Origin of the sequence: Curtobacterium sp. MCSS17_005 (genome assembly GCF_003234225.2) — a bacterium.
Taxonomy (GTDB): Bacteria; Actinomycetota; Actinomycetes; order Actinomycetales; family Microbacteriaceae; genus Curtobacterium; species Curtobacterium flaccumfaciens.
This window is the reverse complement of record NZ_CP126258.1, coordinates 293,840-316,113: the sequence shown is the minus strand read 5'-3', so window position 1 is coordinate 316,113 and position 22,274 is coordinate 293,840. Positions and strand designations below refer to the sequence as shown.

23 protein-coding genes are annotated in these 22,274 nt (G+C 71.7%); 6 read left to right on the top strand and 17 right to left on the bottom strand.

Features of this window, described 5'->3' with window-relative positions; translation table 11 throughout:
* Positions 1–53 precede the first annotated feature (53 nt).
* From DEJ20_RS01570 to DEJ20_RS01520, 11 genes are all read right to left on the bottom strand, one after another.
* A complete protein-coding gene (locus DEJ20_RS01570; protein ID WP_111236159.1) occupies positions 54–1,136 on the bottom strand; it encodes an NAD-dependent epimerase/dehydratase family protein in 1,083 nt (360 codons plus the stop codon).
* Positions 1,136–2,329, bottom strand: coding sequence for a zinc-dependent alcohol dehydrogenase (locus DEJ20_RS01565; RefSeq protein ID WP_111236160.1), 1,194 nt, complete (start codon positions 2,327–2,329; stop codon positions 1,136–1,138). The genes DEJ20_RS01570 and DEJ20_RS01565 overlap by 1 nt, the downstream gene beginning before the upstream one ends.
* A 145-nt stretch (positions 2,330–2,474) precedes the next feature.
* On the bottom strand, positions 2,475–3,392 hold the full coding sequence (locus DEJ20_RS01560; protein ID WP_111236161.1) for an aminoglycoside phosphotransferase family protein: 918 nt from the start codon (positions 3,390–3,392) through the stop codon (positions 2,475–2,477).
* Between the two features lie 99 nt (positions 3,393–3,491).
* On the bottom strand, positions 3,492–4,103 hold the full coding sequence (locus DEJ20_RS01555; protein WP_111236162.1) for a TetR/AcrR family transcriptional regulator: 612 nt from the start codon (positions 4,101–4,103) through the stop codon (positions 3,492–3,494).
* On the bottom strand, positions 4,093–5,619 hold the full coding sequence (locus DEJ20_RS01550; RefSeq protein WP_258377228.1) for an MFS transporter: 1,527 nt from the start codon (positions 5,617–5,619) through the stop codon (positions 4,093–4,095). Before DEJ20_RS01550 ends, DEJ20_RS01555 begins: the two co-directional genes overlap by 11 nt.
* An 88-nt stretch (positions 5,620–5,707) precedes the next feature.
* Complete coding sequence (locus DEJ20_RS01545; protein ID WP_111236163.1) at positions 5,708–6,343, bottom strand: DNA alkylation repair protein; 636 nt, start codon at positions 6,341–6,343, stop codon at positions 5,708–5,710.
* Positions 6,340–7,143 (bottom strand): sulfite exporter TauE/SafE family protein, encoded by an 804-nt coding sequence (locus DEJ20_RS01540; protein ID WP_111236164.1) that lies wholly within the window; start codon positions 7,141–7,143, stop codon positions 6,340–6,342. Before DEJ20_RS01540 ends, DEJ20_RS01545 begins: the two co-directional genes overlap by 4 nt.
* Positions 7,144–7,263: 120 nt before the next feature.
* Positions 7,264–8,361 (bottom strand): type I restriction endonuclease, encoded by a 1,098-nt coding sequence (locus DEJ20_RS01535; protein WP_111236165.1) that lies wholly within the window; start codon positions 8,359–8,361, stop codon positions 7,264–7,266.
* 127 nt (positions 8,362–8,488) lie between these two features.
* Positions 8,489–8,887 (bottom strand): hypothetical protein, encoded by a 399-nt coding sequence (locus DEJ20_RS01530; RefSeq protein WP_146245479.1) that lies wholly within the window; start codon positions 8,885–8,887, stop codon positions 8,489–8,491.
* Complete coding sequence (locus tag DEJ20_RS01525; protein WP_258377229.1) at positions 8,884–9,093, bottom strand: ribonuclease PH; 210 nt, start codon at positions 9,091–9,093, stop codon at positions 8,884–8,886. The genes DEJ20_RS01530 and DEJ20_RS01525 overlap by 4 nt, the downstream gene beginning before the upstream one ends.
* Positions 9,094–9,281: 188 nt before the next feature.
* A complete protein-coding gene (locus DEJ20_RS01520; RefSeq protein WP_111236167.1) occupies positions 9,282–10,478 on the bottom strand; it encodes a peptidoglycan DD-metalloendopeptidase family protein in 1,197 nt (398 codons plus the stop codon).
* A 159-nt stretch (positions 10,479–10,637) separates the two neighbouring features.
* On the opposite strand from DEJ20_RS01520, the gene DEJ20_RS01515 reads away from it, so the two are divergent.
* On the top strand, positions 10,638–12,512 hold the full coding sequence (locus tag DEJ20_RS01515; protein WP_111236168.1) for a gamma-glutamyltransferase: 1,875 nt from the start codon (positions 10,638–10,640) through the stop codon (positions 12,510–12,512).
* Positions 12,513–12,621: 109 nt separating this feature from the next.
* Here the strand turns inward: DEJ20_RS01515 and DEJ20_RS01510 are convergent, their stop codons facing one another.
* Positions 12,622–13,665 carry an NAD(P)-dependent alcohol dehydrogenase gene (locus tag DEJ20_RS01510; protein ID WP_111024593.1) on the bottom strand — a complete coding sequence of 348 codons (1,044 nt, stop codon included), beginning with the start codon at positions 13,663–13,665 and terminating at the stop codon, positions 12,622–12,624.
* 255 nt (positions 13,666–13,920) lie between these two features.
* Between DEJ20_RS01510 and DEJ20_RS01505 the strand changes: the two genes are divergently transcribed.
* From DEJ20_RS01505 to DEJ20_RS01495, 3 genes are all read left to right on the top strand, one after another.
* Complete coding sequence (locus tag DEJ20_RS01505; protein ID WP_111236169.1) at positions 13,921–14,361, top strand: OsmC family peroxiredoxin; 441 nt, start codon at positions 13,921–13,923, stop codon at positions 14,359–14,361.
* A 98-nt stretch (positions 14,362–14,459) separates the two neighbouring features.
* The gene (locus DEJ20_RS01500; protein ID WP_111047698.1) at positions 14,460–14,714 is read left to right on the top strand and encodes a hypothetical protein; all 255 of its coding nucleotides are present in this window, start codon (positions 14,460–14,462) and stop codon (positions 14,712–14,714) included.
* Positions 14,715–14,772: 58 nt separating this feature from the next.
* The gene (locus DEJ20_RS01495) at positions 14,773–16,290 is read left to right on the top strand and encodes a threonine/serine exporter family protein (protein ID WP_111236170.1); all 1,518 of its coding nucleotides are present in this window, start codon (positions 14,773–14,775) and stop codon (positions 16,288–16,290) included.
* A gap of 105 nt (positions 16,291–16,395) precedes the next feature.
* On the opposite strand, the gene DEJ20_RS01490 is transcribed toward DEJ20_RS01495, so the two are convergent.
* A complete protein-coding gene (locus DEJ20_RS01490; RefSeq protein WP_027467172.1) occupies positions 16,396–16,590 on the bottom strand; it encodes a DUF2795 domain-containing protein in 195 nt (64 codons plus the stop codon).
* Positions 16,591–16,681: 91 nt separating this feature from the next.
* Positions 16,682–17,365, bottom strand: coding sequence for a TetR/AcrR family transcriptional regulator (locus tag DEJ20_RS01485; RefSeq protein WP_111236171.1), 684 nt, complete (start codon positions 17,363–17,365; stop codon positions 16,682–16,684).
* Positions 17,366–17,534: 169 nt separating this feature from the next.
* On the opposite strand from DEJ20_RS01485, the gene DEJ20_RS01480 reads away from it, so the two are divergent.
* Complete coding sequence (locus DEJ20_RS01480; protein WP_111236172.1) at positions 17,535–17,852, top strand: hypothetical protein; 318 nt, start codon at positions 17,535–17,537, stop codon at positions 17,850–17,852.
* A 98-nt stretch (positions 17,853–17,950) separates the two neighbouring features.
* On the opposite strand, the gene DEJ20_RS01475 is transcribed toward DEJ20_RS01480, so the two are convergent.
* The gene (locus DEJ20_RS01475) at positions 17,951–18,877 is read right to left on the bottom strand and encodes an SDR family oxidoreductase (RefSeq protein ID WP_110858602.1); all 927 of its coding nucleotides are present in this window, start codon (positions 18,875–18,877) and stop codon (positions 17,951–17,953) included.
* A gap of 198 nt (positions 18,878–19,075) precedes the next feature.
* Here DEJ20_RS01475 and DEJ20_RS01470 point away from each other — a divergent pair, with 198 nt between their 5' ends.
* A complete protein-coding gene (locus DEJ20_RS01470; protein WP_111236173.1) occupies positions 19,076–19,828 on the top strand; it encodes a hypothetical protein in 753 nt (250 codons plus the stop codon).
* A 75-nt stretch (positions 19,829–19,903) separates the two neighbouring features.
* Here the strand turns inward: DEJ20_RS01470 and DEJ20_RS01465 are convergent, their stop codons facing one another.
* The gene (locus DEJ20_RS01465; protein WP_111236174.1) at positions 19,904–20,686 is read right to left on the bottom strand and encodes an endonuclease/exonuclease/phosphatase family protein; all 783 of its coding nucleotides are present in this window, start codon (positions 20,684–20,686) and stop codon (positions 19,904–19,906) included.
* Between the two features lie 38 nt (positions 20,687–20,724).
* Positions 20,725–22,227 (bottom strand): LCP family protein, encoded by a 1,503-nt coding sequence (locus tag DEJ20_RS01460; RefSeq protein WP_111236175.1) that lies wholly within the window; start codon positions 22,225–22,227, stop codon positions 20,725–20,727.
* Positions 22,228–22,274: the final 47 nt, after the last annotated feature.

Here is a 22,274-nt window from a genome sequence, read left to right as displayed (position 1 = left end):
CGAGCCCCATCAGCCAGCGCGAGCCCCACCGACCCCGGCCACCCCCAGCCCGCTCAGCCGCGCAGCGGCCCGGACCCCGGAACGTTCGCACCGTCCGCGAACCCAGCCACGAGTGCACGCAACGCTTCTTCGGAGGTGTGTCGGGCCTCCCATCCGAGCACCGACCGGGCACGGTCGGTCCGCATGATCGGCACGCCGGCCGCGATGTCGATCCACCCGGCGTCCGTCGGCTGCAACCGCAGCCGCCACGTCACCGTCACGATCCCGCGCAGCAGCCGCAGCGGGATCCGGACGGCACCGAGCATGCCGAAGGCCCGAGCCAGTCGCGGCGGGTTGAGCACGGGCGACGCGGCGATGTTGAACGCCCCCGCTGCCCGTCGGTCGACCGCGCGCCAGTAGGCGTCGGCGACGTCGTCGGCGTGCACGGCCTGGAACACGAACGGGTACGGCAACGGCAGCACGAGCCAGCGGATCCACCGCACGATCGACATCGGCACGAGGTGCCCGAGGAACAGCCCGCGGATCTCGGCCGCGGCGTCCCGCTGGAAGATCAGTCCCGGGCGCAGCCGGGTGACGGTCACGGAGGGGTGGTCGGCCTCGAACGCGTCCATCGCCACCTCGTTGGCGGCCTTGTGGATCGAGTACGTCGCCGTCGGGATGCCGTCGGCGGGCCAGCTCTCGTCCACGGGGGTGTGCTTGCCGTCGACGTCCACTCCGCGGTAGGCACCGACCGACGACGCGACGACGACCTGGGGCACCTCGGCGCGCGCGACGGCCGCCAGGACGTTCGCCGTGCCGGTCACGTTCGTGCGGTGCTGCGCGGGGATGTCGTGCGTCGGCTGGAGCGCCCACGCCAGGTGGATGACGGCGTCGGCGCCCTGGAACACCGCCGTGAGCTGGTCCACGGCGTCCGCGGCACCGACGTCGACGGCGTGCCAGACGGCAGCGGCGTACGGCTCCGCGCGCAGGTCCGGCAGGCGCCGGGCGACGCCGACGATCTGGACGCCCGCGCCGTCACGGCCGGCGGCCTCACGGCCTGCGTCACCGTCGCCGTCGCCGTCGGCGCGCACGGCCGCGAGCCGACGGAGCACCGCCGTCCCCACGTTGCCGGTCGCGCCGACGACGACGATGCGCATCAGGCTGCGGCCATCGCGGGGTCGAGCACGACCTTGACGCAGTCGTCCTGCTTCTTCTGGAAGACCTCGTACATGTGCGGGGCATCCTCGAGCGAGACGCGGTGGGTGGTCAGGTCGAGCGTGCCGAGCGGGTCCGACGGGTCGGAGACGAGCGGCATGATGTCGTCGATCCAGCGCTTCACGTTGCACTGGCCCTCGCGGATGGTGATCTGCTTGTCGAACAGCGTCATCATCGGCATCGGGTCGGCCATACCGCCGTAGACACCGCTCAGCGAGACGGTGCCGCCACGGCGGACCAGGTCGATCGCCGCGTGCACGGCCGCCAGGCGGTCGACACCGGCGGTCTCGATCGCCTTCTGCGCGAGCTTGTCGGGCAGCAGGCCGGCGGCGCGCTGGGCGAAGCCCGCCATCGGGTTGCCGTGGGCCTCCATGCCGACGGCGTCGACGACCCCGTCGGGGCCGCGGCCGTCGGTCAGGTCGACGAGCTCGGGCACCAGGTCCTTCGTCAGGTCGAACACCTCGGCGCCGTGCTTCGCCCCCAGGTCACGGCGGACCTGCTCGGGGTCGACGGCGAGCACGCGGTAGCCGAGGTGTTTGCCGATGCGGGCGGCGAACTGGCCGACCGGGCCGAGGCCGAGCACGGCGAGCGTGCCACCCTCGGGCACCTGGGCGTACTGCACGGCCTGCCACGCGGTCGGCAGGATGTCGCTCAGGAACAGCCAGCGATCGTCGGGGGTGCCGTCGTCCGGCACGACGATGGGGCCGTAGTCGGCGTGCGGCACGCGCAGGTACTCCGCCTGGCCACCGGGGACCTGGCCGTACATCTTCGTGTAGCCGAACAGCGAGGCACCGGTGCCGTACTCGGTCACCTGGGTGGTCTCGCACTGCGACTGCAGGCCGTGCTGGCACATCCAGCAGTGGCCGCAGGAGATGTTGAAGGGGATGACGACCCGGTCGCCGACCTTCAGGTTCGTGACGCCGGATCCGACCTCTTCCACGATGCCCATCGGCTCGTGGCCGAGGACGTCGCCGCGGTCGATGTACGGGCCGAGCACGCGGTACAGGTGCAGGTCGGACCCACAGATCGCCGTGGAGGTGATCCGCACGATCGCGTCGGTCGGCTCCTGGATGGTCGGGTCGGGGACGGTCTCGACGGACACCTTCTCGGTGCCCTGCCAGGTCAGTGCGCGCACGTTGCGTTCCTCTCGTGGTCGCTTCGAGCCGGCCTGGAGGCACGACTCGCGTTCCCCTCCTCGGTACGCGCCCGCCCCGTGGACGCTCCCAGCCCCGCGTCCCCCTCGCGCACGTCGGCGCGGGTGGGCAGCGGCGGTCCCGACCTCAGGCGAGGACGGCCGCGAGGACCCGCTCGTGCTCGTCGCGACCGCCCGGTCCGGCACTCCCGGCGAGCATGATGAGGGCCTTCCACAGCGCCCATCCCCGTGCGCGCGCCCACGTGTCGTCGTCCAGGTCGACGGCCTGCCGGAACACCCGTCGCGCCGGGCCGTCCAGCATCGTCCACGCGAGCACGAGGTCGCACGCCGGGTCCCCCACGCCGCACGTGCCGAAGTCGATCACCGCGCAGAGCCGCCCGGTGTCGTCGACCAGCAGGTTGCCGGGGGCGATGTCACCGTGGAACCAGACGGCTGGCCCGTCCCACCGGCTGGCGAGGGCCTCGGCCCAGACCGCTTCGCACGCGCCGCGGTCGACGATGGAACCGCCGGTGCCGCCGCTGCCGCTGCCGCCGCCGCCGCCGCCGCCGAGCGTGTCGAGCGCAGCCTGCACCTCGGCGTCGTACACGGACGGGTGCTCCCCGCGGTGGAACGAGTGCGCGCCGGCGGTGGGGCCGCCCGTCGCCGGGACGCTCCGGAGCTGCCGGAGCACGGCACCGACCTCGGCCGCGAAGCGCTCGTGGTCGAGGTCGTCGACCTGCACGGCCGGCACCCCGTCGAGCCACCGTCGCACCGACCACGGGAACGGGTACCCCTGGCCCGGTTCCCCGAGCGCCACGGGCTCCGGGACCGCGACGTCCAGCCGCCGGGCGAGGTACGGCAGGACGTCCTGCTCCTTCTCGACCGCGGGCACGTAGCCGGCCGCGCTCGGCAGCCGCACCGACAGGGCGTCCCCGAGCCGGTAGGTGCGGTTGTCCCAACCCTGGTGGTCGACCTCGCGCACGGGCAGGTCCGCCCAGTCGGGGAACTGCTCCGCGACGAGTCGTTCGACGAGTCCGGCGTCGATCCGGGGCACCTCGGTGTGCATGCCCGCAGCATAGGCGTCGGACCCGGCACCGCGGTGGGGCCGGTGCGCGCCGGGGGCCGGCGGCCGGGCGGACCCGCACCAGGCCTCCCGGCCGTCGCCTCAGGCGGGTTCTGCCAGGGCGAGCAACGCGTCCCGCGCGACCGCGAGCTCCCGCTCGTCCAGGTAGGGCGGCATGCCGACCGCGGCCGCGAGGCCCTCGGCCGCGTGCCGGACCACGAGCGTGCGGTCCTCGGGCAGGCCGTCGCGCGCGAACAGCGTCCGCCAGTGTTCGGCGTCGGCGGCGACGGTCGCGGCGATCCCCGGGACTGCCATCAGACCAGGCCAGTGCGACGACGGCGCGAACAGGTCCATCGCCTGCTCGCTGCCGCCGCAGAGCGTCCGGACGTAGGCACGCAGGACCTTGCCCGGTCGGTTCTCGGCGAGGTCCACGTGCTGCATGACCTCGTCCGTGAACGCGGCCAGCCCGTGCTCGACGACCGCGAGCAGGAGTTCGTCCTTCGACGGGAAGTGGTGCAGCAGCCCGCTCTTCGAGACGCCGGCTTCGGTCGCGATCTCGGCGACGCTCACCCGGGTGCCGCGCTCGGCGAGCAATCGGCGGGCGGACTCCAGCACGGCCTGGCGTGTGCGCTCGCGGTCGCGGGAGCCGTCGGTGCCGACGCGCCCGGCAGCCGTCGAGCCGGCACCCGTGCCCGTGCTGCGGTCAGTGCTCATGTGGTCCATCCTGCCGGTTCGGGATGACCCGGAGCGCGACCACGGCGGCGACCGCGAGCAGCACGGCGGCGCAGACGGAGGCGAGCTGCATGCCGCCGGTGAACGCTTCACGGGCGTGCTCGAGCACCGGCGACCCCGGCTGCAGCACCTGGCTCGCCGACGCCAACGACTCCCGGACCCGGTCGGCGACCCCCGAACCCAGACCGTCACCGACCAGGTCGAGGTTCGACCGGTAGAACGCGGTCTGCAGCGACCCGAGCACCGCGATGCCGAGCGCGACGCCGAGCTCGTACCCGGTCTCCGAGATCGCCGAGGCGGCGCCCGCACGCTCCCGCGGAGCCGCGGCGACGACCGCGTCCGTCGCCAGCGTCATCGACACCCCGACGCCGAGGCCGACCACGGCGAGCGCGATCGCGATGCCCCAGTACGTCGGCAGCCCCTCGGCGAAGGCGAGTCCGGCCATCCCGACCGCGGCGACCGCCAGCCCGAGGCCGATCGACCGGCCGGGGCCGACGCGACGGGAGAGCAGGCCGATCACGGCGATGACCGCGATGGACGCCAGGGTGGCCGGCAGCTCCGCAGCCCCCGCGAGCAGCGGGGTGAACCCGCGCACCAGCTGCAGGTACTGCGAGAAGAAGAACAGCAGACCGCTCAGCGCGAAGACGGACAGCGAGTTCGCCACCACCGCACCGGAGAACGCCGGGATCCGGAACAGCTGCAGGTCGATGAGCGGCGTGGTCAGGCGCTTCTGCCGCCGGACGAACCACCAGCCCGACGCGAGCCCGAGCAACGCGGTCGCCGGCACCGTCCAGTCGAACCCGTGCCCGGCGACGTGCTTCACGGCGTACACCAGCGGCACGATCGCGAGCACCGAGAGCACCGCGGAGAGCAGGTCGATCGGGGTCCGGGCGCCGCCGCGGGACTCCGGCAGCAGGAACGCCCCGGCGACGACGATCACCGCGATGACGGGGATGTTGATGAGGAACACCGACCCCCACCAGAAGTGCTCCAGCAGCGCCCCGCCGACGAGTGGTCCGGCCGCGGCACCACCGGTCGCGCCGGCGGACCACACCGCGATGGCGGTGGTGCGCTGCCGCGGGTCGCGGAAGATCGTCCGCACCAGCGACAGCGTCGAGGGCATCAGGGTGGCACCGGCGACGCCGAGGAGTGCCCGTGCGGCGATGAGCAGCTCCGGGCTCGAGGCGAAGGCCGCGGTGGCCGATGCCAGCCCGAACGCGACGGAGCCGAGGAGCAGCAGGCGCTTCCGGCCGATCCGGTCGGCGACGTTGCCCATCGTGACGAGCAGTCCGGCGAGGGCGAACGAGTAGACGTCGCCGATCCAGAGCACCTGGGTCGCGGTCGGGTCGAGGTCGGCGGTCAGGGACGGCACCGCCAGGGCCAGCACGGTGCCGTCGATCGCCAGGAGCACCACGGCCAGGGTGAGGACGCCGAGGGACGCCCATTCGCGGACGGAGGCGCGGTGGGTCGGGGTGGTGCTGGTCTGGATTGGTTGCACCCACCGACCCTAACCGACCATATGGTCGGTACGGCGGACTGCCCAGTCGGTTCACAGCGGTCGCGGGGCGCCGTGGCGCGTGCGGAGGTCAGCCCCGCAGGCGGTCGCGCTCCCCCGGCGGCAGGTGTTCGGTCGCCGTCCGGCGGGCCGCCGGGCTGAGGAAGCGGCCGCTCTGCTCGAGGAACGCCACGAGCGCCGCCTCGGAGGCCCGCTTCCCCGTCTCGCGCAGGACCAACCCGAGCGCCGACTGCACCGTCTCGCTGCGCTCCCGAACCAGACGGCCGGCGATCCCGAGCGGCACCTCGGCGTCGCCCTGCTTCACGAACGCCAGGGTCGCCACGACCGCGATCCGGCGGACCATCGCGACGTCGGACTTCGCCAGCGCGAACAGTGGGCCGGTCGAAGCGCCCAGCAAGGGGGCGCCGACGAGTTCCTCGGCCGCCAGGTCCACGAGCACCGGCTCCTCGAACCGCTCGGCCTTCGCCGCGGACAGGTACTCGTCGGTGAGCTCCGGGTCCGGGTGTGCCCGCATCGCCTGCACGAGCAGCAGGACGGCGACGAGCTTCGCGCCGTCGTCCTCGCTCCAGAGCAGCGCCGAACGTTCGCCCTCGTCGAGGTCGTGGAACTGCCGCGCGACCCTGCGGGCCGCGGCGACGTCGCCGGTGGTGCGGGCGAACGCCGCCAGCACGGCTTCCGCGTCGCGCCCTGCCGGGAGGCCCCTCACGCGACCTCACCGTCGCTCGCGTCGTTCTGGGGTGCCCTCCGACGCCCGCGGCTGAGCACGATGACCGCGACGACCACCAGGAACGCCGCGAACAACCAGGTGCCCACCTGCGGGTCGAACAGGCGCGCCAGCACGGCACCACCCGGCGAGCACACCGCGGCGGTGATGCCGACCGTCAGGCCGACCTGCAGGTCGACCGCGCGACGCCGCAGGTTCGCGACCGTCCCGGACACCGACGTCGGCACCATCGTGAGCAGCGACGTGCCCTTCGCCAGCAGGTCGCCGGCGCCGAGCACGACCTCGAGCCCCGGCACGATGACGACCCCGCCGCCGACACCGACGAGGCCGGACAGCACCCCCGACAGCAGCCCGAGCAGCAGCAGGACGATCGCCTCGACGACCCCGAAGTGCACCTCGCCACCGCGGGTCGGCACCGTGGCGAACAGCGACACCAGCACGACGGCGATGAACCCGACGAAGATCCACGGCAGCACGCGGAGCGGCAGGGCACGGAGCAGCCGGGCACCGATCGGGGCGCCGATGACGCTGCCGACCGCCAGGGTCAGGGCCGCGAGCCAGTGCACCTCGCCCTGCACGCCGTAGGTGACCGCGCCGACGACCGCCGCGGGGGCGATCGCCACGAGCGAGGTGGCCGAGGCCCGACGCTGGTCCATCTGTGCGAAGGCCATGAGCGCCGGCACCACGATGACCCCACCGCCGACACCGAACAGCCCGGACAGGACGCCCGCCAGGACCCCGATCGCCACCAACACGAGCACCGTTCCGCCGCGCTTCCTCATCTCGCCCAGGCTATCCGCGGACCGGTGCCCCTCGCACGGTGCGTGGTCACCCGCGCTCGGTGAGCAGAAAAGGTCGGGTGCCCGAAGGCGAACCGACCATTTCTGCTCACGAAGCGACCGTCAGCTCGCGAATCGCTGAGTAGCTTCCCGAATCGCTGCAGCGTGCAGGTAGATGTCGTCGAGGTTCTCGATCGGGTGCTTCGTCTCAATCTTGTTCTCGTCGAACAGCCCGAGGTACTTCTGCTTCTTGCCGTTGAACCACAGGCGCGCGATGGGCTTGCGGTTGTTGTCGTCGAGCAGGACGGCGAAGTACGACTTCTGGTCGCGGTGGGCGATGCGGTCCGGCTTGACCTCGCTGCAGGCGATCGCCTTGACGATCTGGTAGCCCTCGAGTTCCTCGAGCGTGGTCTCGATCTCGGTGTCGCGGTCGAGGTCGTCCTCGGCCACCGCCGCGCTCGTCATCGCTTCGGACGGGGCCTCGGCTCCGACCGGGGCGCTGTACGAAGCGCCGAGCGCCGTCTTGAGCCGATCGTTGACCTGCTCGTTCAGGAACTGCTTCGACGCTTTCGCGACCAGCGTCGTGAACTGGGTACGGGCCTCCTGGGTGAAGCGACCGTCGTAGACGCGCGTGGTGAAGAGGCGTACGAAGTCCTCTTCCGGCTCACGGAACTGCGCAGCGATGGCTCGCTTGATGGACCCGACGTACTTCAGCTCCTCGGCGGCACTGATGACCGAGTCCAGGTCGAAGACGTCCTTGGTCAGCTTGCTGAGCTCCGGCAGCAACGTCTCGTCGATGTCGGCGAGATCGAGGACGAGGAAAGGACGGTCGTCCATCTTGTTCGGCGCATCGAGGTCCGTGTAGAAGTTGTAGACCTCACCGTTCGTGAGCACCGCGATGCGGGCGTTCGTGACGGAGAAGTACCGGAACAGCTGCGACGCGTGCTCGATCTTCAGCGGCTCAGTCGACTTCTTGCACTCGATGAGGATCTGCACCTCGCCGTCGCGCATGATCGCGTAGTCGACCTTCTCGCCGCGCTTCACGCCCACGTCCGCCGTGAACTCGGGCACGACCTCCAGCGGGTTGAACACGTCGTACCCGAGGATCGTCGAGATGAACGGCATGACGAACGCGTTCTTCGTCGCTTCTTCGGTCTGTATGGCCTCGCGCTGGTTCTGCACCTTCGTCGCCAGCGCAGCAAGACGCTCTTCGAACTCCATCGTTTCTCCCCTGTGGTCGTTTGCAACGCTAGTTGACGACCCGTCACCAATCGACTGAATGTCCCTCCCCCGTTCGCGGGGCCTCCGCCAACGTACTAGATGCAGAACATCAGAAGCGAGCGAGGAGTCAGGAGACGGTCAGCGCTGGCTCACCCTCGTGCACGAGCTGGTGCACCCGCTGGTACGAGACGCCGAGGACGACCGCGATGTCCCGCAGGGTCAGGCCGTCGTCCTTCAGTGAGACAGCGATCGCCCTGCGGAGCGAGAGCGCGCGGGCCTCCTTCACCTCGGCCTCGGCGCGCAGCGCGGTGGCCTCTTCGAGCGAGCGCGCCAGGGCTGGTTCGAGCTCGGCACGGATGACCACGGTGACGTCGTCCTGATCGACGTCGGCGACGAAGGCGATCGCTTCACGCTGGGCATCGGCAGCGAGGTCGAGCCGACGGACCTGCGAGATCGCGCCGGGGAACTGGTCGTTCTGCACGATCCACCAGTTGCCTTCGCGATGCGCACGTGACGTGTAGGTCATCGCCACCACCCCTTCCCGAGCTCCTGCTCGAACTGCTTGAAGAACGCCCGAGCGGTGCCGTCGGCGATCTCGGAGTGCCGTCCGACGGTGCTCCGGGTCGACCCGACGACGATGCCGGTGTGGTTCGTGAGTTCCACTTCGCGGTACTCGAGGCCGGCCGCTCGTGCCGCGATCTTGATGCGCTTGAGCACGGCTTGACGCTTCACAGCCTATGTCTACTGCCCTTGATCGATCAAGGCAAGCGACATAGACAAGCCGGGATACCGTCGCCCTCGCACCGTGCGAGGTGGCCAGCACTTGGAGTGCAGAAAAGGTCGGGTGCCCGAAGGCGACCCGACCATTTCTGCTCACGAAGCGAACGACGAACGCCCGCGACGCCCCGCCCCGCCCCGCCTCAGCGGAAGTGCATGTTCTTCAGCGGGTCGACGAGGGTGCCGTTCCGCCGCGTCTCGACGTGCACGTGCGGCCCCGTCGACTGCCCGGTGTTGCCGGACTTCGCGATCTCGGTGCCGAGCTTCACGATCTGCCCCTGCTTCACCTCGATCTTGCTGAGGTGCGCGACCAGCACCGACGTCATGCCGTACGTCACGACGATGTAGTTGCCGTAGGCCGCGTCGTTCGCGATGGTCTTGGTGACCGTCCCGGTCCCGGAGCCGTACACGGCCGTCCCCACCGGCACCGGGGCATCGGTGCCCTGGTGGTAGCGCGGGACGTGCCCGGCGCCGCGGTCGTCGCCGTACCGGCCGGTGATCTTCGTGCCGTTGACGGGCCAGGCCAGGCCGGTGACCGGTCGGCTCGACCAGACGCGGGTGTCCTTCGCGCCGTAGAGCACGACGTTGCCGTCGACCTGGACGAGCAGGTTGCCCGACCCGGCGGTGCTGGTGCGGGAGCTCCAGAGCGCGACCTTCTTGCGCGACGCGTCACGGGTCCAGATGACGAAGTTGCCCTTGGCCTGCAGCTCGGCCCAGGCGCCCGGATGTCCGCCGGTGCGCGACTGCCAGACGACGCGACCGCTGACCTTCTGCACCAGGTTGCCGTCGGTGCGCATGTTGAGGATGCGCGTGTTCGAGGTGTCGGATCGCAGGACGGTGCCGCCCAGGATGGTGTTCCCCGACGGGACCCGGTCCTGGTAGCCGTTCCAGCTCACGACGACGGTCTTGCCGGCGAGCAGCGCCATCGTTCCGTCGGCGCGCACCTTCAGCGCGGTCGAGTTCACGGTGCCGGCCGAGGCCCAGCGGGCCACACGCTTGCCGTTCTTCGTGATGTCGAGGGCGCGGTTCTTGCCGACCACGGCGATCGCGCCGGAGTTGCCGGCGGTGTTCGACGCCCACAGCACACGGTTGCCGATGCCGTACTCGACCAGGTTGCCGTCGCCCTGCATGATGAGCTTGAACTGGCCGTTCGGCGACGTGACCTGGTCGCCGGGCAGGATCTTGGTGCCGGCCGGGGCCGACCCGACCCAGACCGCAGAGGCCGCTGCCGGTTCGGCTGTCGCCACGAGCGCCCCCGCCGCCAGGGCCAGTGCCGTCACGGCGCCGGCGATGCGTGGGAGTCGGCGCGCACGTGCGACGGTCGACGGAGTGGTGGTCATGGATCCCCTGCCCTGGAACCGACCGTGCGAGCGCGCGGTCGTTCGGCGCTCGCCCTGCACGAGTCGCCGAACGATGTTCGCTTTTCTGCGCGGGGCGCACAACCCCTTGGACTGGGGGTGTACAGCACGGGAGCGATCGCCGCGGGACAGGATGGGACCATGTCGACGCCGAACCCCGCCTTCGTCCCGCCCGCAGCACAGACCACCCGTCCGGACCTGCAGGGCACGTTCGGGATGGCGGCCTCGACGCACTGGATCGCGACGGCGACCGCCCAGTCGGTGCTCGAGCGCGGCGGCAACGCGTTCGACGCCGCCGTCGCCGGGGCCTTCGTGCTGCAGGTCGTGGAGCCCCACCTGAACGGCCCCGGGGGTGACCTGACCGCGGTCTTCGCGACGGCCGCGAACCCCGTGCCGACGGTGCTGGTCGGTCAAGGCCCCGCCCCCGAGGGCGCGACACCGGAGCGCTACCGCGCCGAGGGCCTCGACCTGGTCCCCGGCTCCGGCGCGCTCGCCGCGACCGTTCCCGGCGCGGTCGACGCCTGGCTGCTCCTGCTCCGCGACCACGGCACCTGGGAGCTGGCCGACGTCCTCGCCCCCGCGATCGGGTACGCCCGCGACGGCCACCCGGTCGCACCTGCGGTGGTCCGGACGATCACCGCCGTGCGCGGCCTGTTCGAGCAGCACTGGCCCACCTCCGCCACGCAGTGGCTGCCGGGAGGCGCGGTGCCGGTCCCCGGGGACCGGGTCCGCAACGAGGCACTCGCCGCAGTGCTCGACCGGCTGGTTGACGCCGGCGCCGGTGCCGGCGGCCGGACCGGCCGCATCGATGCGGCCCGGTCCGAGTGGGCGGAGGGGTTCGTCGCCGAGGCGATCGACCGGTTCGTCCGCGAACCGCACCGGCACGCGTCGGGCACCGACCACGCCGGGGTCATCCGGGCGTCCGACCTGGCGGCGTTCCGGGCGTCGTACGAACCCGCGACGACCGCCGAGTTCCGCGGCCGCACGGTCGCCAAGACCGGGCCGTGGGGCCAGGGTCCGGCGCTGCTCCAGACGCTGCGGCTGCTCGAACCGCTGGACGACGCCCTGCTCGACCCGTCGACCGAGCTCGGCGCGCACACGATCGTTGAGGCGCAGAAGCTCGCCCTCGCCGACCGCGAGGCGTTCTACGGCGACGGTGAGGTCCCGATGGACGTCCTGCTCTCCGACGCCTACGCCGACGAACGCCGTGCGCTGATCGGCGAGCGGGCCTCGGCGGAGCTCCGACCCGGCACGATCGCCGGGGTCGAGCACGCGCTGCCGCCGGTTCGCACCTCGTACGACTCCGCCGGGTCGGTCGGGGTGGGCGAACCGACCGTGCAGGTCGCCCGCGACGCCGACACCGAGGTCCCGCCCGCCGCTCCGCTCGAGGACCGCGGCGAGCCGTTCGTGACCCCCGACGGCGAGACCCGCGGCGACACGTGCCACATCGACGTCGTGGACCGCTGGGGCAACATCGTCAGCGCGACCCCGTCCGGCGGGTGGCTGCAGTCGTCACCGACGATCCCCGAGCTCGGGTTCTGCCTCGGCACCCGCCTGCAGATGACCTGGCTCGAACCGGGCACGGCCTCGACCCTGCGCCCCGGCGAGCGCCCCCGGACCACGCTGACCCCGACCCTGGTGCTCCGCGACGGGCATCCGGTCGCCGCGCTCGGTTCCCCCGGCGGTGACCAGCAGGACCAGTGGCAGCTGCTGTTCCTGCTGCGCTGGATCGTGGGCGGCTACTCCCCGCAGCAGGCCATCGACGCACCCGCGCTGCACACCACGTCGTTCCCGGGGTCGTTCTGGCCGCGCACGTGGGAGCCCGCCGGACTGGTCGTCGAGGACCGCCTGGGCGACGAGGTCATCGCGGCGCTCGAGGCCCGCGGACACGTCGTGACCCGCGGCGGTGACTGGAGCCTGGGCCGACTGTCGTGCGTCACCCGCGACCCGGACACCGGGATCCTCGGTGCAGCCGCGAACTCCCGCGGCGCGCAGGGCTACGCCGCGGGACGCTGAGCCCCGTCGCCGTTCCTTCCCAGAACACCCGCACTGGAAAGTGGAATCGGGCATACCTGGTCAGAACTCCCGACCAGGTACGCCCGATTCGACCAGGTACGCCCGCGCCTCAGAGCGTCGGGACGACCACCGCGCGGCCCGAGAGCTCCCCGGCCTCGAGCTTCCGGTACGCCTCGAGGGCGTCGGACAGCGCGTACCGCTCGACGTCGGGGACGATCTGCCCGGCGCGGTACATCGCGACGACCTCGTGCAGGTCCTCGATCGTGCCCCAGTACGTGTTGGTGATCGTCGACTCGTACGGCGTCGCGAAGAAGTTCCACTCGGTGGTGCCGCCCGCGATCCCGACGACGGTGAACCGCCCGCCGACCGCCATCGAGGCCTGCGCGACCTTGATGGTGGGGGTGGCACCGACGAAGTCGAAGGCCGCGTCCACGCCGCGTCCGCCGGTGATCTCGCGGATGCGCTCGGCCTGGTCCGGGCCGCCGGGGACGGTGATCGCGCCGCGGGCGGCGGCGCGGTCCATCGCGTCCTGCTTCATGTCGGTCGCGATGACCGTGGCGCCGGTGAGCGCGGTGAGGATCTGCACGGCGATCTGCCCGAGGCCACCGAGCCCGACGACGAGCGCGAAGCGACCGCCACCGGCCAGGTTCGGCAGGGAGTTCTTGATCGCGTGGTACGGCGTGAGCGCGGCGTCGCTGAGCGGTGCGGCGGCGACCGGGTCGGCGTCACCGAGCGGCACGAGGTTCCGCGCCGGGACGCTCACGTACTCCGCCATGCCGCCGTCGCGCCCGAGGCCGATCCCCATGTACGGGTTCGTCGCGGCGTTCTCGCAGTAGGTGTCCTGCCCCTTCGAGCAGTACGAGCAGTGCCCACAGCCGACCGGCCCGTAGACGAGGTAGGCGTCACCCTCAGCGAAGCCGGTGACCCCGTCACCGACGGCCTCGACCCAGCCGGAGTTCTCGTGGCCGAGCACGAACGCGGGGGCCTGGGCTCCCGGCTGCCCCTGCTGGAACTCGCGGTACACGGCGACGTCGGAGTGGCAGGCACCGGCGCCGGCGACCTTGAGCAGGACCTCACCGGGCCCGGGTGCGGGCTTCGGGACCTCGGTCAGGGACGGGAAGGTCTGGTACTGCTCGAACACGACGGCGCGCATGGGGTTCTCCTTGTTGAGGGGCGACGGGTCGACGGGGATCCGTCGGGCGTCAGGAGGGGTGCGGCGTCGCGGCGGATCGAACGATCCGGTGATCAATCGTACACCTGTTGTTCTGCACAACACGTGTCGCTCGAACAGCACCGAACCGGAACCCTGCGTCTTCGCCGTGAGCCGGTTGCGAGAACGATCGTTCTCCGATTGACTCAGGAGAGGTGGTCCCGTTCGGGGCCGCTCCCCCACACGAAAGGAGCGGGCATGCCCACTCGCACCGCACGCACCGCCTGGAACGGCGGCCTCGAGGACGGTTCCGGCCAGGTCGAACTCTCGAGCTCGAAGGTCGGCACGTACGACGTCTCGTTCCCGAAGCGCACCGCCGAGGACGCCGGCGGCACCACGAGCCCCGAGGAGCTCATCGCCGCCGCCCACTCGGCCTGCTACGCCATGCAGTTCTCCGCGGTCCTCGGCGAGGCCGGCGGCACGGTCGAGGCCCTCGACGTCAAGGCCGACGTCTCGCTCGGCCCGGACCCGGCCGGCGGCTTCCGCCTCACCGGCATCGTCCTGACCGTCAGCGGCGAGGTCTCCGGCATCGACGAGGCGGCCTTCCTCAAGGCCGCCGAGGACGCCAAGGCGACCTGCCCCGTCAGCAAGGCGCTGGCCGGCGTCGAGATCACGCTGCACGCGACCTTCGAGCAGTAGGCGCGGAACACGCAGGAACCGTCACCATCTGACGGACTGGAGGCCTGTGGCGACCCCGCCACGGGCCTCCAGTCCGTCGCCCACCTACGCTGGGTGCCGTGCCCCGATTCCTCGCCACCCCGACCCTCGTCGCCCTCTGGCTCGGCCTGCTGGCCGTCGTCGTCGGGATCGTGTTCGTGCTGACGACTCCGCCGTCGTCCTTCGGGTGGTTCGCGTACGCCCCGCTGTCCGACTACGCGTTCGTCGCCAATGGCCGACCGTGGCAGCTGACCGCGGGACCGGTCCTCGTGCTGGTGGGCGCGGTCGTCGCGGCCTTCGCCCTCGGTCGTCTGAGCACGCGCCGCCGGGGCTGATCCGAAGGCGTCCAGCGGACGTCCGGACTCGGCCGCCGTCGACTGGCACCATGGCGTGATGGCCGAGCAGCACCCCCCGGGCCCGCACAAGCCGGGCCGCCCACCCCGGCCACGACGCCGCAGCCTCGCGCAGCACGACCTGCGCGACGCACGAGCCCGGCTGCGCGGGACGATCTACGAGCACGTCGAGCCCGACGCCAAGGGGCGTGACCAGTACACGGCGACCCAGATCGTCGACTTCTGCCTCGACCTGGCGGAGGTCATGCTCGCCTCCGGTGCCGACACCCGCAGCGTCGAGACGGCCGTCGTCGCGGTCTCGACGAAGTGGAACCTCGCACCGCTCGACCTGGACTTCTCCGGCAGCTCGGTGACGATCCAGTACGCCCCGGCCGACGTCCCGCCGCTCGTCAAGGTCCGCACCGTGCGGTCGGACGGCTCCGACCTCGACAAGCTCGCGCGGGCGAACCAGATCGTCGACGACCTGATCCACGACGACCGCGACATGACCTCGGCGGTGAACGCCCTGGTCGCCGTGCTGCGACTCCCGCCACGGTGGCCCGTGTGGCTGTCCGACGTCGGCCTGTCGATCCTCGGCATCTCGATCGCCGTGCAGGCCGGAGGCGGGTGGCGGGCCGGACTCGGGGCGTTCGTGCTGATGCTCGGGATCATCGTCTCCGGACGCTGGCTGACCGACCGGGGGTACCCGCAGTTCTTCGTGTCCGGGGCGCAGGGCGCGGTGGCGTCGGCGATCGGCACGCTGGCCATCTGGGCCGGCGTGCTCACCGCGAACGGCGCCGCGACGATGGTGGCGGCGCTCGTGGTGCTCCTGCTGCCGCACCCGTCCCTGGTGACCTGGGCGCAGGACGCCATCTCGGGGTTCCGGGCGATGGCCGTGGCCCGGGCGTTCTACATCGGGCTGGTCATCGCAGCGATCGTGGTCGGGGTGCCGGCCGGGATCGCGATGACGCACTGGCTGCGGATCGAGGTCGACCCGTCCGGCATCGTGACGCAGACCCTGCCGCTCTGGGCGTCGCTGTCGCTGACCGTGGTGTCGGCGGGCGCGAACTGCTTCGTGCAGCAGGCGAGCGCCCGGGTGATCCCGGTCGCCGTGGTGTTCTCGGTCGCCGCCGGTGCCGCGCTGTGGGCCCTGCGGCAGGCCGGGCTGCCGCTCCTCGGGGCGACGTTCCTGGCGGCGGTGCTGCTCGGGGTGCTCTCGACCTACGCGGCCGTCCGGATGCGCACGGCCGTGGCGGCGATCGCGGTGCCGGCGTTCTGCGGGGCGCTGCTGCCCGGTGTCGCCGTGTCGAACGCCCTGCTGAACTTCATGTCCGGGTCGTCGAGCGCCGCGCTCGACTTCGTGGCGGCGGTGTCCGTGGCCCTCGGGATCGGCGCGGGCCTGGTGCTCGGTGGGCTCTTCGCGACGCCCGGTGCCCGTCGAGCGCTCCGCCGGACGCGTCGGGTCGTCGTGCACTCGGTCCACAACGACACCACGGCGCTGCGGGTCATCCGTGACACCGGGTACGACCCCGGCGACGGGTCGGTGCCGCGCGGGTCGCGCTCGAGCGGCGCTTCGTGAGCTGCTCGGCCGGCACCGCTCCGTAAGGCGCGCTTCGTGAGCAGGAGAGGTCGGGTGCGATGCACGCACCCGACCTCTTCTGCTCACCGAGTGGGCCGGCCGCGCTCAGCCGGCGTCGGACACCGCGCTCGACACCGCGGTCGGGGCGTCGTACTCGCCGTCCGGGATCGCACGGAGCGCCTCGAGGACGTCGTCCGGGGCGCCCTCCTGCTCGGCCGTCGAGACCACGTCGTCCTTGGACGCCGGGTAGTCGATGCCGCTCAGGTACTTCTGGACCTGGATGGGGTTCGGTGCTGCCATGTCGGTTCCTTCCGTCAGGTTGCGCCTCCCGGAGTACCCGCGGGGCGCTGCACGACGGCGCGGGGAACGCGCTCCGCGGATGAACCGCCGGTCAGATCTCCCAGCTGCCCGAGTCGTCGTCGTCCCACATCGCCAGGCGGCGGGCGGCCTGCGGCTCGTACCGCTCCATCCAGCCGCGCTCGAGCCGGGCGACCGCGCGGTCGAACGCGGCCACCAGGTCGAGCTCCGCGCGCAGCAGGGCCTGCAGCTGCAGCCCCTCGTACAGTGCGATGAGCTGCTCGGCGCCGCGGCGGGGGTCCATCGTGTGCGGGGCACGGCCGATCGCGACGTCGTGCTCCAGGCCGCGCTTGATCTGCGCGAAGAAGAGCTGGTACCGCGACCGCAGGTAGGTCGCCATCGGGTGCGCCGGGTTGCCTGCGACGGACAGCAGGGCGACGAGCAGGCGCATCAGGGCCGGGTCATCGGCGTTCGAGGCGACGATGGCCCGGAGCAGGTCCACGGTCGAGCCGTCACCGACCTCGTGCGTGACCTCGTCCATCCGGGCACCGTTCCAGCGGTCCAGTGCGGCGAGGACCAGGCCGTCCCACGACGGGAAGTGCTGCTCCAGCTCGGCGACGCTGATGCCCATCCGCTCGGCGACCTGCACGGGCCGGGCCTCGTGGAAGGGGACGTCCCGGAGCAGGTCGACGGTGGCACCCACGATCGTGATCCGCAGGTGCAGCGTGGCCGCGGCGGCCGCAGCGGCCTGCGTGTCGGCGCTGGTGTGTTCGAGCATCGTGCCCTCCGTCGTCCCCGGACGTCCTGTCCGTGTCACCCCGGGTCCGGGGTACCTCCATCCAAACGCAGAACGGGGGACACCAGAATCCCCGGTACGGGTGTCGGCACAAGGGGGGACAGACCACGACGTCGAGCCGGTTCGCGGCGGTCCGTGCGACCATGCGGACATGACCCCGAACGACCCCACTGCCCAGGGCCTCGCGACCATGGCCTCGACCGGCTTCGAGTTCGGCGGCGACCCCGACCAGGTGGCGCACGACGTCCGGGCCATGTGGGAGCAACTCGGACGGCCCGCCGGTGCGTTCGAGGCGGCGGCTCGGGCCATCGCCGTGCTGCCCCAGCGCCCCGAGGTGCCGATCGCCGACCAGGCCCGCCGTCGCGCGTTCGAGCACGCGATCGGCATCAACCCCGTCGAGGTCGAGCTGGCCGCCGCACTGTCGGCGCGCGAGCTCCTCGAGCGGATGGCGCGCTCCGTCAGCTGCTGACGCGACCAGGCGCCGTGGGCCGGACCACACGGACGACGGGAGGCGCGGTACCCACCGGCACCGCGCCTCCCGTCGGAGCCCCGTCAGGAACGGGTGCCCTACGGCGTCGGCATCCCACCGTCGACGTGCAGCGTCTCGCCCACGACGTACGACGACTCACCGCTCGCCAGGAACACGTAGGCCGGCGCGAGCTCGGCCGGCTGGCCCCAGCGGCCCAGGTAGGTCTGCTCGCCCGCGCTCGGCAGCGCCTCCGGCGGCTGACCGCCGGCCGGCTGCAGCGGCGTCCAGATCGGGCCCGGGGCGACCGCGTTGACGCGGATCCCCTTCGGCGCGAGCTGCGCGGCCAGGCCCTTCGCCATGTTGTTCACGGTCGCCTTCGTGGCCGCGTAGTGCACCAGGTGCGGCGAGGGGGCGTACGCCTGGATCGACGTCGTGTTGATGATCGTGGAGCCGGGCTGCAGGTGCGGCACGGCGGCCTTCGTGATCCGGAACGTCGCGTAGGCATTCGTCTTGAAGGTCTCGTCGAACTCCTCGTCGGAGATCTTCGTGATGTCGTCGACGTTCTGCTGCTTGCCGGCGTTGTTCACCAGGATGTCGAGGCCCCCGAGCTGCTCGACCGCGTCGGCCACGAGCTGCTCGCAGACCTCGAGCGAGGTGATGTCGCCCGGCAGCGCGACGGCCTTGCGTCCGGCGGCCTCGATGAGCCCGACGATGCGGTCGGCGTCCTCCTGCTCCTCGGGCAGGTACGAGATCGCGACGTCCGCACCCTCGCGGGCGTAGGCGATGGCGACGGCGGCACCGATGCCGGAGTCGCCACCGGTGACGAGCGCCTTGCGGCCGGTCAGACGACCCGAGCCGCGGTAGGTGTCCTCACCGTGGTCGGCGGGGACGTTCTGCGCCATCTCCGCGTCGGTGCCGGCACCCTCGAGGTACTGCTCGTCGGGCTTCTTGTCGGCGTACATCTTCGTGGGGTCCTGCATCACGTACTGGTCAGGCCCGGTCTGGTCGTTCTGCTGGTCCGTCATGCGGCCGACGGTACGCAGGGGGTCGCTGCGGGCCGTCCAGGAGGCTGTCCCCCGTTGCGCGGAGCGGCCTGCGCCCGTCGATCGCACCGGTCCAGGGCCGCAGCTGCGTGATCCTCGTTTGTCACGGTCCGGTGACGGGCAGGCTCCGATTCGGTAACACCTGTCGTTCTGTTCCGATCGAGGCCCTACCGTCGAACGGTGACTCCTCGGACCCTGCTGGCGCTCGGCGCCGCCGTACTGGCCTTCTCGGCCGGTGCGCTCGCGTTCGACGGCACCGCCGGGCTCGGGGCAGACGTGGCCGTGGCTGCCGAGACCTCGCACGACGCCGCTCCGGTGCACGTGACGAAGGCGGAACTCCGACGGGTCGACTCGATCGAGCTCGACGCCGAGGCACTCGTGCTCCGGAACGGCGACGACACCGTGGTGGAGTCCTCCATGCGCGATTCGGGTCTGACCGTGAGCGTCCTGAACCGTCTGCTCGGCACACCGTCCCGCACGCAGACCGCCGAGGGCGACGGTGGGGCGTGCTTCCCCGCGGGCACCACCTACACCTGGGGCGGCGCCATCCGCGTCGCAGCCCTGACGACCGACGCGGCGGCTGGCAACGCCGTCGAGATCCGGGTGCTGCGCGACTCGGTCCGCAGCGTGCTCGGCCGACAGATCGAGCTGACCGGCCCGGGTGGTGTCCGGGTGGGCGACGACATCGCGGACGAGATCGCCGATGCCTCCCGCTCGGAGCGGGTGTCCTACGGCTCGGACGACTCGCGTGCCTGGCAGCTCCTGCTCCGCGAGGGGTGGGCCAACCGGCACGACGAGGACGACGAGGACGACGACGAGTCGAGCAAGCAATCCAACAAGGCCGGCACCAACGGGGTCTCCGCCCTGACGAACGAGACGACGGTCACGGTGCTCGGTTCACCGATGCCCGTCCACGCGCAGCGCAGCTGCTGACAGCAAGCAGAGCGCGGAGCTGCTGACAGCGAGCAGAGCGCGCGGCTGCTGACAGCTCCTGGCCTGTCCGGGACTTCAGACCCGCAGTGTCGCGATCACCGGGAAGTGGTCGCTGGCGAACCAGGTCTCTGGGCCGTCGTGGTCGATGACGACGCGGTCCACCGCACCGACGCCACGGGTGAGCACCCAGTCGATCCGCTCGCCCGAATCGACGGGTGGCTGCCAGTCGTTGTACGTGGCGGTGCGGTCGGCGGGGTCCCCCGCGGCGAGCCAGGCGTCGGCGAACCCGGCCTCGGCGAACACCCGTGAGGCCGTCCCGCTGCCCGCGGGTTCGTTGCAGTCCCCCGCGAACACGACCGGGCCGGTGGTGCCCGCCAGCCGTTCGGCGATGAGCGCGGCACTCCGGCCGCGGACCTCGTCACCGTGCGGACCGGGCTCGTGGTCCAGGTGCGTGGTGAGCAGGGTGAACGCGGTCCCCTCGGCGTCGAGGAACCGGGCGTGGTTCGCGATCCGCGGGTACAGGCTGCCCCACGTGTTCGAGACGGGCTCGTCCGGGGTGTCCGACAGCCAGAACGACCCCTCGTCGGACGGGCGGAACCGATCGCGGCGGTAGAAGACGGCCGCGTGCTCGCCGGCGTCACCGCCCTCGCGCCCCTGCCCGACGTCGGCGTGGTCCGGCAAGCCGGCACGCAGGTCGTCCATCTGGTGCGCGAAGGCCTCCTGCACGCAGAGCAGGTCGGGGTCGTGCCGGCGGATCAGGTCGAGCACGACCGGCAGGCGGGCCGGCCAGTCGTGCGCGGGGTCCGGGTTCTTGATGTTGTAGGTCATCAGGACGATCGGGCGTGGGGCGCTGGTCACACCGTGAACCTACCGACCGGTCGCCCGGCGGGTTCCCATCAGTAGATGCAGGTGCTGTCGTTGCCGTAGTTGTGCACGTCGGTCGACTTGGGCGTCGGCTCCTTCGCGGGCTGCTTCGTCGGCTTCGAGCCGGTGCTCGAACCGCCGGTCGACGGCGTCGAGGCTCCGGCACTCGGCTCGGTCGCGATCGGCTTCGCGGTCTTGCCGTCGGTGCCGAGCACGAGCGTGACACCGGTGACCGCGCTGGTGCGGACGGCGACGGCGCCGGGCACCGCGGAGGCGATGGCCTTCGCCTGCGACTCCCGGCCGGCGGGGTACTGCACCTGGGTCGTCTTGGTCGTCGCGGACGAGCCGGCCGGGGCGACCTGGAACCCCCGGGCGGTCAGGACCTGGCCCGCAGCCGTCGCGGCGCCCTCGACCCCGCTGCCGTTCAGCACGGTGACCGAGGTGTTCGCCGGCTGCGCACGGCCGGCCTTCGTGTACGCCTCGGGCTCGCCGACCAGGCCCTGCACGAAGGCGGGCAGGCCGACGGTGTCGACCTCGACGATCGACAGGGCGGAGCCGTTCACGTAGATGGTCGGCGTGCCCAGCGTCGGGATCGTGGCGGACTGGATGTTGCCCGGCCGCAGGTTGCGCATCTGCGAGGCCAGGGACACCAGGTCGGTGTCGGTCTGGATCGAGTCGCCGATGGCGCCGAGGATGTTGTTCATCTTCACCGGGTTGAGCAGCGTCCCCGCCGACAGGACCTTCCGGGCCTCCTGCGACAGGAAGTACTGCTGCCGCACGTTGCGGTCGAGGTCACCGTTCGGCAGGCCGTGGCGCTGTCGGACGAAGGACAGCGCCTCCTTGGCGTTGAGCGAGGACTTGCCCGCGGGCAGGTCGACGCCCGAGTACGGGTCGTTGGTGGCCTGCTTCAGGCAGACCTGCACCGGCCCGAGTTCCTTGACCACCTGGTAGAAGCCGAGCAGCGAGACGCGGACGTAGTGGTCGATCTGCAGGCCGCTCAGGTTCTCGATGGTCTTGATGAGCATCTTCGCACCGCCGGTGTCCCCACCGCCGTTGAGCGTGCCGTAGTAGAAGGCACTGTTGAGCTTGCCCTTGCCGACGTCCGGGATGTCGACGTACGAGTCGCGGGGGAACGAGATCATCGTCGCCTGGCTGCCGTCGGCGTTGATGTGCAGCACGATCATCGTGTCGGTGTTCGTGGCACCGCCGTCCTCTTCGGTGCTGAGTTCGGCGAGCTGTTCGGGCGTCGCGTTGTCCGGGCGGTGGTCGTCGCCGACGAGCAGGATGTTCTGCGCCTTGCCGTCGACGTCGTCCTTCGCGTTCTTCGTGCCGGCGATCGCGTCGATGCGCGTGACCCCGCTCTGGAGGCGGTTGTAGGCGAATGCCGCGTACCCGCCGCTCAGCAGGAGGGCCATGGTGAGCACCCCCGCGACCGCCGGGAACACGACGCCTGCGCGTCGCTTCTGGCGCCCGTGGCGCGGCGTCGCGGCACCGCGGTGTGCGGGCTCGGTCGTCTGCTCGGGTTCGTTGCTCACCGGGAAACCATAACCGCCGCGCGGGGAACGGACATGGGATGCGCCTG